The organism is Archangium sp. (assembly GCF_057119385.1).
The window spans coordinates 58195-70055 of the sequence record NZ_DBNGVP010000176.1 but is presented as its reverse complement, the minus strand read 5'-3'; the positions used below and the strand labels follow the sequence as shown (position 1 = coordinate 70055).

Below are 11861 nucleotides of genomic sequence, written 5' to 3'. Positions count from 1 at the left end.
CGCCGCCGGTGGGGTACAGGATGACGTCGGGCAGGGTCCACCCGAGCTGCTCGGCGATCTCGTACCCCATCGTCTTCTTGCCCTCGATGCGGTACGGCTCCTTGAGGGTGGCGGCCTCGAACCAGCCGTGGGCCTTGGCCGAGCGGCCGACGATGGCGCCAGCATCGGTAATCTGCCCCCGTACCATGTACGCATTGGCGCCGACGGCGGTGGCCTCCAACACACTCATGGCGGGAGCATCGGTGGGCATGACGAGCGTCACGGACATGCCGGCGCGAGCGCCGTAGCTGGCCCACGCGCCGCCGGCATTGCCATTGGTGGGCATGGCGAGCGCCTTGATGCCCAGCTCCCGAGCCCGGCTCACACCGGTGGCGGCGCCGCGAGCCTTGAACGAGGCGGTGGGATTCAGTCCCTCGTCCTTCAACCACAGGTCGGGCAAGCCAATCTCCGCGCCGAGCCGCGGCAGGGGAAACAGCGGCGTCATGCCCTCGCCGAGCGTGACGATGTTCTTGTCATCGCGGACGGGGAGCACCTCGCGGTAGCGCCACAGCGAGGAGACGCGGCCGGCGAGGTCGGAGGGGCGCACGGCGCGGGCGACGGCCTTCAGGTCATAGCGCACGAGCAGCGGGCCGCCGCAGTCGCACAGGTTCTGGACCCGGTCCGCGTCATGCGTCTTGCGGCAGCGCGAGCACTCGAGATGGGAGAGGAAGGACATGGCGGCCTTTTAGCGGACGAAGCGGGCCATTGGCTCGACGCTGATCTCGAACTCGGAGGCGAAGGTGTCTCCGGGGGCGACGGTGAGGAGCCCCTGGTGCGTCTGGAGGGCGCCACCGGGGGCGGTCCAGGGCTCCACGCAGACGAAGTCACGGCCCTCGAGCGTCCACACCACGAGGGTGGTGAAGGAGGGGCTCCAGGCGAGCTCCACGGGGCGCAGGCCGGGTCCGCGCTCCAGCGTGGTGCCGTGCAGCGAGTGATCGAGCAGGTGCATGTCCACCTCGGGCCCGGTGAGGTCCAGGCTGGTGAAGGCGACATGGGCAGCCTTGCGGTTGTCCCAGGCGCGAGAGGCATCGGTCTCGACGCTGGCGGAGGCCTTGTTGGCCTGGGGGACGTGGAAGTACGGGTGGTAGCCGAGGTGCAGGGGCATGGGCAGCGAGTCGCGGTTCTCGGCGCTGAAGGACAGGTGGAGCGCGGAGCCGAGCAGCGTCACGGCGAGGCGGGCCTCGAAGCGCCAGGGGAACTCGCGCAGGGTCTGCTCCGAGTGTCCGAGCGAGAGCACCACGCGTGAAGTGTCCTGGCCGCGCACCTCCCAGGGGAGGTCACGGGCGAAGCCATGGCGGCGCATGGGGTACTCGCGGCCCTCCGCCGTGTATTTGTTCCCGGGGAGCACGCCGGGGGCGGGGAAGAGCACGGGGATGCCGCCGCGCACGTTCTTCGTGGGGTCGGCCAGGGTGCTCTCGTCGAGGAAGAGGATGGGCTCGCCCTCGACGATGAAGCGGCTGACGAGCGCTCCGCGCTCGGGGACGATCTCCGCACGAGAACCCTCATCCGTGAGCACCACCATGTTCTCCTCCAGGAGCGCCGCGCCGGACGTGGCGCGGGTGCCGGGCTTGTACCAGGAGAAAGCCCGCGTTCACTCCGGGAAGAGCCGCGCCATGTCATCTTCCAGGCAGGCCTGGCCGGGGATGAGCAGGGGTGTGCGGCCCGGTGCATGAGTGCATGCACATCCCGCTACAGGGGAGCGGCGAGTGGAGTGTCCACCCTGGCATGTCCGATGCCACGCACCTCGGCTCTGGTGAACCACGCGAGCCTCTACGCGACCAGCGACTCGAGCGACGGGGAGGACCCATCGGCCCGCCCGGGCCCGCCCGGGCTCAATGGAAGGTGGCCACCACCGCGTTGTGGTCGGTGGCCTCGCCCACGTCGATGACCTCGGTGCTGACGAGCCGCTCGGCCATCCGGGGCGAGGCGAAGATGTAGTCCGTGCGGTAGTCGATCGTCACCCCGTTGCGGACGCGGCGCGCGGTGACCCAGGCGGGCGAGGCGGGCCGGTGGCGCAGGGTGTCCACCCAGCCGAAGGCCTCCACGTCGTCGATGACGTCGAAGCGGGGCGGGTGGCCGTACTTGTCCACGCCCGCCAGGCGCAGCTGATCGGCGAGGTCCACGGGGTAGGGGTCCCTGCGGGACAGGGAGTTGAGGTCCCCCGCCAGCAGGTAGAGGCCCTCGCGGAAGGCGGTGGGGTCCAGCAGCGAGCGCAGGTAGCGCGCCTCGACGAAGCGGAGCGTCTCGTAGTGCGCGTCGTAGTGCGTCCCGAAGAACGTGAGCGGACCCTCGCCGGTGTCGAACTCGCACTGCACCAGCGCGTGGCCGATGAAGTGCGGGTTGTTGTGCACGCGGATGGAGCGGGGGGCCATGCGGCTGAGCACGGCCACGTGGTAGCAGTTGCCGCTGCCTCGCGGGCGGGCGGAGCCCAGGTGGGCGTGGATGGCGCCCTCGGGGCCCAGCGTGGCGGCCACCTGGCGCAGGCGCTCGCCATCGTCCCAGCCCAGACACTCCTGCAGCACCAGCAGGTCCGGGTTCTGCTTCGCCACCAGGGCGAGGAGGGACTCGAAGCGATCCTGCCCTCCGAAGAGGACGTTGAGCGTCATCACCTTCAGCGTCATGGGCCCTCTTTACCCCGGCGAGCCACCCAGGCGCCGCACCCGGATGAGCTCTCCCACGATGGACACGGCGATCTCCTCCGGGGTCAGCGCGCCAATCTCCACGCCCATGGGCGAGCGCAGCCGGGCCACGGCCTCGCCGGAGAAGCCCGCGGCCTTCAGCCGCATCCGGAAGCGCTCGGCCTTGCGCCGGCTCCCAATCACCCCCAGGTAGGCCGAGGGCTTGTCCAGCAGCGCCTCCACCACCGCCTGGTCCAGCGGGTGGTCATGCGTGGTGATGCAGAAGCAGTGTTCGGCACCCCCGCTCAGTGCGCGCGCGTAGTCGGCGGGGTCCTTCAGCACCAACTCGATGCCAGGGAAGCGCTCGGGGGAGGCCCACTCGGGCCGGGCGTCCACCACCGTCACCCGGAAGCCCACCCGGTGCGCCAGCAGCGCCAGCTCCCGCGCCACGTGCCCCGCGCCGAACACCGTGAGCCGCGGCGGCGCTCCGTGCTTCTCCAGGAACACCTTCATCCGGCCCCCACAGCACATGCCCAGCTCGTGCGTGAGGTGCGTCTCGATGACGCGCGTGCTCTCGGCGGACTCCAGCAGGGCCCGCGCGGCCTGGATGATCTGATGCTCGATGGCACCACCGCCCACGGTGCCCCGCAGGCTCCCATCCCCGAGCACCACCATCTTCGAGCCCGGCTTCTGCGGCGTGCTGCCGGCGCTCTCGATGACGGTGGCCAGTACGAACGGACGGCCCTCGGCCACCAGGGCCGCCATCTGCGCGTAAAGGTCCATGGCAGGGGACACTCTACCCCCGCCCCGGGCTAACCGAAGAAGACCTGGGCGACCTCGAAGAACTCCTGGGGCACCTTCTTGAGCTCCCGGGTGGCCTCCGACAGGTCCACGCTGACGATCTCATTGCCCCGGAGCGCGGCCATCTTGCCGAACTCACCCCGGGCCACCATGTCGCACGCGTGCACGCCGAAGCGCGTGGCCAGCACCCGGTCATGGGCCGTGGGGGCGCCGCCGCGCTGGATGTGGCCCAGCACCGACACGCGCGTCTCGTAGCCCGTGCGCCGTTCGATTTCATTGGCCACGATGGCACCCACGCCACCGAGCCGGGGCCGGCCGGCCTCGTCCAGCGCACCCGAGGTGACCAGGTGCTCCTGCTGGTCCTCGCCCGCCTTGATGCGCGTGCCCTCGGCCACCACCACGATGGAGAAGGAGCGCCCGGTGGAGTGCCGGTGCTGGATGTGCTCGGCCACCCGCACCAGGTCCGCGGGGACCTCGGGGACAAGAATCACGTCCGCGCCGCCGGCCATGCCCGCGTAGGTGGCGATCCACCCCACGTGCCGCCCCATCACCTCGCACACGATGACGCGCTTGTGCGACTCGGCGGTGGAGTGCAGCCGATCAATGGCCTCGGTGGCGATGGTGACGGCGGTGTCGAAGCCGAAGGTGAAGTCCGTGCCGTTGAGATCGTTGTCGATCGTCTTCGGCACGCCGACGATGCGCAGGCCCTCCTTGGCCATGCGCGTGGCGGCCGAGAGCGTGCCCTCGCCGCCGATGGCGATGACGGCGTGGATGTCATGGCGCTCGATGGCGCGTTTGACCTTCTCCAGGCCGTTCTCGACCTTGAAGGGGTTGACGCGGGAGGTGCCCAGGATGGTGCCACCGCGGTGGAGGATGCCGGAGGTGGTCTCGCGCGTGAGGCGGAAGTGGTTGTCCTCGAGGAGACCCTTCCACCCATCGCGCAGGCCCATCATCTCGAAACCATGGGCGCTGGCCCGGCGGACGACGGCGCGGATGACCGCGTTGAGGCCGGGGCAATCACCCCCGCCTGTCAGGACGGCGACTTTCATGAGGTAGCCCTTCTAACCCACCTTCAAGACGATTCATGCGTGAAGTTGACGCAAACCGCCCGCCAGCCACGGTGGCATCCGGCCAGTGGGGCAGGGCCAGGTTGGAACGGAGGCGGGCGGGCGGGGCCCCCCCGGGCCGTGGGCCTACCCATGCGGCCTCTTCCCCCGGGCCCCATCCAACGGGTGACACGTTCCTTGGTCGGGTGCCGGGGCCTGGCCTATGCTGGCCGGCGCCTTGAACGTCCGCGTCTTCGCCTCCGAGCAGGAAGCCGTCGCCGCGTGCGCGGCCCTCGTCGCCGCCGCGATCCGGGAGAAGCCCTCCCTGGTGCTCGGGCTGCCCACGGGCCGGACGCCGCTCAACGTCTACCGGGAGCTCGTGGCGCTGCACCGGCGCGGCCAGGTGGACTTCTCGCGGGTGACGACCTTCAACCTGGACGAGTTCCTCGGGCTGGCGCCGGACGACCCCAGCAGCTACCGGGCGTACATGGAGCGGCACTTCTTCCAGCACGTCAACCTGGCACCCGAGCGCATCCACTTCTTCGACGGGAGCGCGGAGCGGGCCGAGCGGGAATGTGTGCGCTACGACCTCGAGCTGGCGGAGGCGGGAGGGCTGGACCTGCTCCTGCTGGGCATCGGGCCCAACGGGCACGTGGCCTTCATCGAGCCGGGGGACGGCCTCCAGGCGGGCAGCCACCGGGCGCGCCTGTCGCGGGAGTCCCGGCAGGCGGTGGCCTCGCTCTTCGGGGAGGACGTCTGGAAGGTCCCCCTGGCGGCGCTCACGCTGGGCATGGCGCCGCTGCTTCAGGCGCGCCGCGTCATCCTGCTGGCCTTCGGGGTGAGCAAGGCGGCGGCGGTGACGGCCATGGTGCTCGGCCCCATCACCCCCATGTGCCCGGCCTCGTTCCTCCAGCTCCACGGCAACGTGGAGGTGTGGGTGGACGCCGAGGCCGGACGGGGCCTGGACGGCTCGCGTTAGTAGCCGCCGCTGGCCACGGACTGGGAGAAGCGCTCGCGCACCAGGCGCAGAAGGCCGAGGAACCCGGCGCGGTCGCTCATGCCGTCCACGGCGCCCTCGGCGAGCGGCTCGGCGGTGGCGAGGCTGAGGGAGCGCTCACCGGCCGGGCCTGACGCTTCGCGGCGGGAGTGGACTTCGTGGGGGGAGCGGGCTTCGCGGGCCGGGGAGGAGGGCGGGGCCGGAGGCGCTCGTAGTGGGTGAGCACCCGGGCCACGTAGAACTCCGTCTCCCCGTTGCGAGGGACGCGGCCATTCACGTTGCCGGGCCCGGCGTTGTAGGCGGCCACCGCGAGCCGTACGTTGCCCCGGTAGCGCTCCAGCTGCTCGGCGAGGTAGCGCGCGCTGCCATCGAGGGCGGGGGCCGGGTCGAAGGGGTCCTCCACGCGCAGCTGGCTCGCGGTGGAGGGCATGAGCTGGCCGGGACCCATGGCGCCCGCGGGGGAGATGCGGTGCGGCTGGGTGTTGGACTCCACCTCGACGAGTGCCTCCAGCAGGCCAGTGGGGAGGCGGTGGCGGCGCTCGGTGTCACGGATGAGGGGCGCGAGCTCCGGATGCCCCTCGAACAGGCACGAGGACCGGTGGCGCGCGTACGCGGACAGGGCGTGGGCCTTCTGCTCCAGGAAGGACAGCGAGAGGGGAGACACGGAGGTGTCGCCGAAGAAGGCCACCGCCAGATTGAGCAGCACGAGCGGCAGCAGGGCGCACAGCGCCACCTTCACCCAAGGAAACCCGCTGTCCCGTCTCCGCCGCATGGCCTCCTTCCTTACGGGCGCTCGGGCCTCCCGTCCAACTTCCGGCGGCCGGGCCTGTGCCCTGGGCGGGGTGGCGTCCTCGTCCTCGCGTACACCCGACGCGGCGCGGCGCGGTGGTCATTATTTTGATGACAGAGGATTGGCACTTGAGGCGGGACGCCGCGGAGGCCCGGGGCGTCTCGCGAGGAGCAGTCGAGATGATCGGACTTCCACTGGGCCTGGTGTACTCCAACTTCGGGGAGTGGCTGTTGCACCGGTACGTGTTGCACGGGCTGGGCAAGAGACACAAGAGCTTCTGGAGCTTCCACTGGCACGAGCACCACCAGCGCTCGCGGCGCCACGAGATGGTGGACGCGCAGTACCGGGGGCCGCTGTGGAGCTGGACGCCGCAGAGCAAGGAGGTGCTGGGGCTGGCGGCCATCGTGGTGGGCCACCTTCCCCTGCTCAAGTGGGCGCCGTGGTTCGTGGCCTCGGTGTGGGCCTCGACGGTGCTGTACTACGTGGTGCACCGGCGGGCGCACCTGGACGAGAACTGGGCGCGCGAGCACCTGCCGTGGCACTACGACCACCACATGGGGAAGGACCAGAACGCCAACTGGTGCGTGACGTACCCGCTCTTCGACTACGTGATGGGAACGCGCCGCAAGTACCTGGGGACGCCCGCCCTGGCCGAGGCCCGGGTCCCCGCCGCTTGAGGGAACCCCCTCCCGTGCGAAGGGGAGGGGGCCTCGGGGACTTCGAGTGAAACGTCAGGCCGGCTGCGTCGTGGGAGGCGTCTCCGCCGCCGGAGTCTGAGCCGGAGCCGACTCCGCCGGGGGGGCCGGAGGCGGGGCGCTCATGGCGGCCTGGGCGCGGCGGGCCATCTCCTTCGGGGTGAGGTCCTCCTTGTGGGTGGCGATCTGCCACTGGTGGCCGAAGGGATCGATGACGATGCCGTAGCGATCGCCCCAGAACGCGTCGCCGATGGGCATGGCGACCTTGGCGCCCGAGGCCAGCGCTTGGTTGTACAGCGCGTCCGCGTCACGCGTGTAGATGAGCAGGCTCGACGAGATGCCGCCGACGCTCAGGGGCGAGCGGGAGCCCATGTTGGGGAACTCGTCCGAGTACATCACGATGGAGTCGCCGATGCGGAACTCGCCGTGGAGGATCTTCCCGTCCGGCGTCGTCAGCGCCTTGCCCACTTCCTTCGCGCCGAAGGCCTTCTTGTAGAACTCGAGGGCCTCCGGGGCGCCGCGCACCACGAGGCTCGGCGTGACGATGTGGTAGCCCTTGGGAATGGGCTGGGCCTTCTTGGCCTTCTTGGCGGGGGCCTTCTTGGCGGGGGCCTTCTTGGCCGCCGCCACCTTGCTGGTCACCTTCGTGGCCACCTTCTTGGCCGCCGTCCGAATCTTCTCCGCTGCCTTCTTCGTGGCCTTCTTCATCGCCATGGTTGTTCACCCCTTGGGAACTTCACATCGCGTTGCTGGATGGAAACCATGAAACGAAACGGGGCGGCCTTCAACGGGAACCTCACCGCACTCGTTGGAGGGCTACACCGTGGTGGGACGGTCCTTTCCCATGCCCCCCCACCTTAATGGGGGCCCTGGGGCCGCGTCTGCTCGTAGATGCGGCGGAGTGTCTCCACGCCGGGATTCAGTTCACGCCGGGACATGGCGTGGACGGCCTCGAGCAGGCGCGCGTTCACCGGCACCGGGATGCCGTGGGCCTTGCCCCGCTGGACCACCTCGCCGTTGAGGAAGTCCACCGGCGGCTCCCGGCCCCGCTCGATGGCCGCCAGCATGGACGAGCGCAGCCGCCGGTACCTCGCGCCGATGGCCAGGAGCATCGCGTGCCGGCCCACGAGGCTGAGCGAGCCCCGCGCGTGCTGCTCGGACTCCTTCAGCGTGAGCCACTCCAGGTCCACCGTGGAGGCCACCTTCTCCAGCTTCACGTTCTCGGCGCGGGCCACCTGGAAGACCTCGGTGAAGACCTCCATCGCGAGCCGCCGGACGAAGCGGTGCAGCAGCAGCGGCCCCACCCTGCTTCCCCCCACGGTGCCCAGGGTGGAGATGGCGCAGTTGATCGCCAGCTTGCTCCACCGCGCGCCCCGCAGGTTCTCCGTGAAGGCCACCTCGCTCACCGCGCGCAGCACCTCGGCCAGCCGGGCGAGCCTCGGGTCCTGCCCGCCGGAGAGCGCGCCCACCGCGAAGCCCCCCGAGGAGGTCCGCTCGTAGACGCCGGTCTCCGGGGACGACGCGCCCCAGGCCACGATGGCGCCGAGCACCCGGTCCTCGCCCACCACCCGGGCCACCAGCTCCTCGCACAGCCCGTTCTGGAGCACCACCATGGCCCCCTCGGGAGCCAGCAGGTGGGCCGTTTCCCGGGCGGCCGCCTCCACCCCGTTGGGCGGCGTGGCGAGCAGGATGAAGTCGTAGGCCCCCTCCCGGGGCGGCTCGACGAAGACCTCCAGGTGCCCGCGAACGGTGCGCTCGCCCTTCTCGTCGCGCAGCACCGGGCCGCGCGTCCGGAGCACGCGGGCGATCTCCTCGCGGCGGGCCACCGCGGTCACATTCCCGCCGGCCTCCATCAGGCGGGACAGGATGACACCGCCGATTCCGCCACAACCGACGACGAGGACTCGGGGAGCTGTCTGTGCTGGGTCCATGGCCGCCGTTGCCTACCACGAGCCGGGCCCGGACACGCGGCCGCTTCACCAGGAAGTCCATGCCGGGACCGGCGGTTGTCCCCCCGCCCGCGACGCCGCCGGGGCTCGGTCCCTTCAGGACGAGATCTCCGGCCCCCCCCGCGCTAGTATTCCCGTCTTCCCCGCTTCCGCGCCCCCTTCACGCCCCTCTGCCCTCATGACCGCTCGTACCGAAAACCTGAATGTCGCCGGCATCGACCAGATGCCCTCTCCCGCGGAGATCAAGACGCGGGTGCCGCTGACCGAGCGTGCGGCCGAGACCGTGCTCGCTGGGCGCCGTGCCCTCATGGACATCCTGGACCGGAAGGATCCGCGCTTGTTCGTCATCGTGGGCCCGTGCTCCATCCATGACCCGGTGGCGGGGATCGACTACGCGCGGCGGTTGCGCCAGCTCGCGGACAAGGTGAAGGACTCGTTCCACGTGGTGATGCGCGTGTACTTCGAGAAGCCGCGCACCTCCACCGGCTGGAAGGGCTTCATCAACGACCCGCGGATGGATGACTCCTTCCGCATCGAGGAAGGCATGGAGCGCGGCCGCCGCTTCCTGCTGGACGTGGCCGAGCTCGGCCTGCCGGCGGCGACCGAGGCGCTGGATCCGATCGCGCCGCAGTACTACGGAGATTTGATCTCCTGGACGGCGATTGGCGCGCGCACCGCGGAGTCGCAGACGCACCGCGAGATGGCCTCGGGGCTGTCGACTCCGGTGGGGTTCAAGAACAGCACGGACGGCTCGCTGGAGGCGGGCGTCAACGGCATCCTCTCGGCGTCGCGTCCGCACAGCTTCCTGGGGCTCAACGAGCGGGGCGAGTCGGCCATCATCCGGACGCGGGGCAACGGCTACGGCCACCTGGTGCTCCGGGGCGGGGGCGGGCGGCCCAACTACGACACGGTGTCCGTCTCGCTCGCCGAGCAGGCGCTCGCCAAGGCGAAGCTGCCGGGCAACATCGTGGTGGACTGCTCGCACTCCAACTCGTGGAAGAAGCCGGAGCTGCAGCCGCTGGTGATGCGCGACGTGATGCACCAGATCCGCGAGGGCAACCGCTCGGTGGTCGGCGTGATGATCGAGAGCTTCATCGAGGCCGGCACCCAGCCCATCCCCGCGGACCTGTCGCAGCTGCGCTATGGCTGCTCGGTGACGGATGCGTGCGTGAGCTGGGAGACCACCGAGGAGATGCTGCTGAACGCCCACGAGGTGCTGCGCGGCACGCTGCCGAAGCGCCGCGCGGCGTGAGTCCGTTCCGCTCGTGAGGTGACACCGAGGCGCTGACGTTCAGCGCCCGCCGCGCTTGGGCGCCGGAGCCACCTTCCGCGCCGGGCGCTTCGCGGTGCTCTTGCCGGCCGGGCGCTTCGCCGCGCCACCGGCTCCCTTGCGGGCCGCGGCCTTCCGGGGCGCCGCCTTCTTGGCGAGCTGCCGGGGCGGGGTCTTCCGCCGGGGCGCGGGAGCCTGCTCCGCCAGGGGCGAGGCGAGGAGCGTCTCCAGCGCTCGCATCGCATCCACCGTGGTGAAGATGCCCTGCACGCGGCCGTCCTGGGCGACCACGGCGGAGCCGTACTTGTGCAGGGCCATGGTGCGCGCCACCTCGAGCAGCGGCGTCCCCGGCCGCACCGTATAGGCCTCCTGGGACATGGCCTCCTCCACCGCCACCTCCTTCGGGTCCACGCCCTTGAGCGTCTCGATGAGGTGCAGATCCCTCATGGACACCATCCCCACCAGCTTCCCGCCCTCCAGCACGGGCAGGTGGCGGATGGCGTGCTCGTTCATGAGCCGGTGCGCCTCGGCCAGGGGGCTCTGCGTACCAATGGTGTGCACGGTGCGGGTCATGAAGTCGTCGACGGCATGGGTCATGGCGGTTCCTCGTGAGTTCTTCCGCTCACAAGCTAGCAAGGCGCTGGCCATCCTGAAGCCGGGAGCGTCCAGAGGTGAGGCCCATCTGTCCGGCGCGCAGCGTCTGCGTCCCGGGCCCGCGAGGGGCGCAAGGGCTGCGTCCCGCCTCCACGGGGCGGGGGGCAACCTGCCCCGTGTGTTTCGTGACATGACTCCGGCGGTCATCTACAGTGAGGTGACCGCAGAAGACACGCGAGAGGAGTCCCCCGAATGCAGTCCGCGACCGCGCTGCCCGGTTTCGAGCGCCTGTTGGAGGTGTGCCAGGGCCGGGCCCATCCCCTGAAGCTGGAGCCCCCGCTTCCCTCCGGCGGCCCGGTGGAGCCGTCCGTGGCGGGGCAGCCGATGGACCCCCAACTGGCGGCCCTGTACGCGCGCGCGGGCTACCTCTGGGTGAGGGACGAACTCTACCTCTTCCCCGCGCGGCACGAGCGGCGGCCCGACCTGCACCGGGTGAACGCCCACTGGCGCAAGGACCAGGTGGCGCCGTTCGGCTCGCTGCTCGTCTTCGCGAAGGATGACCGTCTGGCCTACTGCTACGCCACGGTGCCGTCGCTGTCGGACGCGCGGGGTGTGCAGCCCGTGGTGTGGGTCGACGTCTACGAGGCGCTGTACGCCGTCCCCGTCGCCTCGTGTGTCGACCACTTCTTCGCCACCTACGCCCGCTACCTGGAGACCGCTCCGGCAGTCTCCGCGGACGAGGAGTCCCCTCCACGCCGGATCTTTCCCTGGCATGCTTCCGAGGCCATCGCCCGGGACGCGGAGTTGGTGCGGCGCGTCCAGGCCGGGCACTTCGACTTCCTCATGAAGGAGAGCACCCGGGCGCGCGAATGGGTGGAGGCGTGGGCGGGCAGGCCTTAGATGCGAGGCCCCGAGGGCGATGTGTCTGCCCTCGAGTTGCTGCCCCTGGACGAATGTCTCTGGGCACCCGCCTGCGCCACCCCAACTGGGTGCGCCAGTCCACGCATTTCGTCGTGCAGCGCCAGTCATTGGACTGGGTATGGACCCCCTCCTGACAGGTGC

The 11861-nt window shown here is 70.6% G+C and carries 13 protein-coding genes; 4 read left to right on the top strand and 9 right to left on the bottom strand.

Features of this window, described 5'->3' with window-relative positions; all coding sequences use genetic code 11:
- The 5 genes from AC16DP_RS41685 to AC16DP_RS41665 form a co-directional block, all read right to left on the bottom strand.
- A partial coding sequence (locus tag AC16DP_RS41685) for a threonine synthase (RefSeq protein ID WP_483957049.1) occupies positions 1-715 on the bottom strand: 715 nt, incomplete at its 3' end.
- A 9-nt stretch (positions 716-724) separates the two neighbouring features.
- Positions 725-1561, bottom strand: coding sequence for an aldose epimerase family protein (locus AC16DP_RS41680; protein ID WP_329727237.1), 837 nt, complete (start codon positions 1559-1561; stop codon positions 725-727).
- A gap of 310 nt (positions 1562-1871) precedes the next feature.
- Positions 1872-2660: an endonuclease/exonuclease/phosphatase family protein gene (locus AC16DP_RS41675; RefSeq protein WP_329727238.1), complete on the bottom strand. Its 789-nt coding sequence runs from the start codon at positions 2658-2660 to the stop codon at positions 1872-1874.
- A gap of 9 nt (positions 2661-2669) precedes the next feature.
- Positions 2670-3440: a xanthine dehydrogenase accessory protein XdhC gene (gene xdhC, locus AC16DP_RS41670; RefSeq protein WP_329727239.1), complete on the bottom strand. Its 771-nt coding sequence runs from the start codon at positions 3438-3440 to the stop codon at positions 2670-2672.
- A 29-nt stretch (positions 3441-3469) separates the two neighbouring features.
- Positions 3470-4507 carry a 6-phosphofructokinase gene (locus AC16DP_RS41665; RefSeq protein WP_329727240.1) on the bottom strand — a complete coding sequence of 346 codons (1038 nt, stop codon included), beginning with the start codon at positions 4505-4507 and terminating at the stop codon, positions 3470-3472.
- Positions 4508-4742: 235 nt separating this feature from the next.
- Between AC16DP_RS41665 and nagB the strand changes: the two genes are divergently transcribed.
- Entirely contained in the window at positions 4743-5483 is a 741-nt protein-coding gene (gene nagB, locus AC16DP_RS41660) for a glucosamine-6-phosphate deaminase (RefSeq protein WP_329727241.1), read from the top strand.
- A 76-nt stretch (positions 5484-5559) separates the two neighbouring features.
- Here the strand turns inward: nagB and AC16DP_RS41655 are convergent, their stop codons facing one another.
- Positions 5560-6273 (bottom strand): lytic transglycosylase domain-containing protein, encoded by a 714-nt coding sequence (locus AC16DP_RS41655; RefSeq protein WP_329727242.1) that lies wholly within the window; start codon positions 6271-6273, stop codon positions 5560-5562.
- Between the two features lie 197 nt (positions 6274-6470).
- Between AC16DP_RS41655 and AC16DP_RS41650 the strand changes: the two genes are divergently transcribed.
- Entirely contained in the window at positions 6471-6968 is a 498-nt protein-coding gene (locus tag AC16DP_RS41650) for a sterol desaturase family protein (RefSeq protein WP_329727243.1), read from the top strand.
- Positions 6969-7022: 54 nt separating this feature from the next.
- Here the strand turns inward: AC16DP_RS41650 and AC16DP_RS41645 are convergent, their stop codons facing one another.
- Together AC16DP_RS41645 and AC16DP_RS41640 are read right to left on the bottom strand one after the other, a co-directional pair.
- Entirely contained in the window at positions 7023-7700 is a 678-nt protein-coding gene (locus AC16DP_RS41645; RefSeq protein WP_329727244.1) for a VOC family protein, read from the bottom strand.
- A 143-nt stretch (positions 7701-7843) separates the two neighbouring features.
- A complete protein-coding gene (locus AC16DP_RS41640) occupies positions 7844-8917 on the bottom strand; it encodes a ketopantoate reductase family protein (protein ID WP_329727245.1) in 1074 nt (357 codons plus the stop codon).
- A gap of 196 nt (positions 8918-9113) precedes the next feature.
- On the opposite strand from AC16DP_RS41640, the gene AC16DP_RS41635 reads away from it, so the two are divergent.
- The gene (locus tag AC16DP_RS41635) at positions 9114-10187 is read left to right on the top strand and encodes a 3-deoxy-7-phosphoheptulonate synthase (RefSeq protein WP_329727246.1); all 1074 of its coding nucleotides are present in this window, start codon (positions 9114-9116) and stop codon (positions 10185-10187) included.
- Between the two features lie 39 nt (positions 10188-10226).
- Here AC16DP_RS41635 and AC16DP_RS41630 read toward each other — a convergent pair whose 3' ends face one another.
- Entirely contained in the window at positions 10227-10802 is a 576-nt protein-coding gene (locus tag AC16DP_RS41630) for a CBS domain-containing protein (protein ID WP_329727247.1), read from the bottom strand.
- Between the two features lie 249 nt (positions 10803-11051).
- Here AC16DP_RS41630 and AC16DP_RS41625 point away from each other — a divergent pair, with 249 nt between their 5' ends.
- Complete coding sequence (locus AC16DP_RS41625) at positions 11052-11699, top strand: hypothetical protein (RefSeq protein WP_329727248.1); 648 nt, start codon at positions 11052-11054, stop codon at positions 11697-11699.
- Positions 11700-11861: the final 162 nt, after the last annotated feature.

Bases quoted from the DNA above. Each gene is read 5' to 3' on its own strand.
- AC16DP_RS41675 (WP_329727238.1), bottom strand. From the start codon at position 2,660: ATGACGCTGAAGGTGATGACGCTCAACGTCCTCTTCGGAGGGCAGGAT.
- AC16DP_RS41630 (WP_329727247.1), bottom strand. From the start codon at position 10,802: ATGACCCATGCCGTCGACGACTTCATGACCCGCACCGTGCACACCATT.
- xdhC (WP_329727239.1), bottom strand. From the start codon at position 3,440: ATGGACCTTTACGCGCAGATGGCGGCCCTGGTGGCCGAGGGCCGTCCG.
- AC16DP_RS41655 (WP_329727242.1), bottom strand. From the start codon at position 6,273: ATGCGGCGGAGACGGGACAGCGGGTTTCCTTGGGTGAAGGTGGCGCTG.
- AC16DP_RS41640 (WP_329727245.1), bottom strand. From the start codon at position 8,917: ATGGACCCAGCACAGACAGCTCCCCGAGTCCTCGTCGTCGGTTGTGGC.
- AC16DP_RS41625 (WP_329727248.1), top strand. From the start codon at position 11,052: ATGCAGTCCGCGACCGCGCTGCCCGGTTTCGAGCGCCTGTTGGAGGTG.
- AC16DP_RS41665 (WP_329727240.1), bottom strand. From the start codon at position 4,507: ATGAAAGTCGCCGTCCTGACAGGCGGGGGTGATTGCCCCGGCCTCAAC.
- AC16DP_RS41645 (WP_329727244.1), bottom strand. From the start codon at position 7,700: ATGGCGATGAAGAAGGCCACGAAGAAGGCAGCGGAGAAGATTCGGACG.
- AC16DP_RS41650 (WP_329727243.1), top strand. From the start codon at position 6,471: ATGATCGGACTTCCACTGGGCCTGGTGTACTCCAACTTCGGGGAGTGG.
- AC16DP_RS41635 (WP_329727246.1), top strand. From the start codon at position 9,114: ATGACCGCTCGTACCGAAAACCTGAATGTCGCCGGCATCGACCAGATG.
- AC16DP_RS41680 (WP_329727237.1), bottom strand. From the start codon at position 1,561: ATGGTGGTGCTCACGGATGAGGGTTCTCGTGCGGAGATCGTCCCCGAG.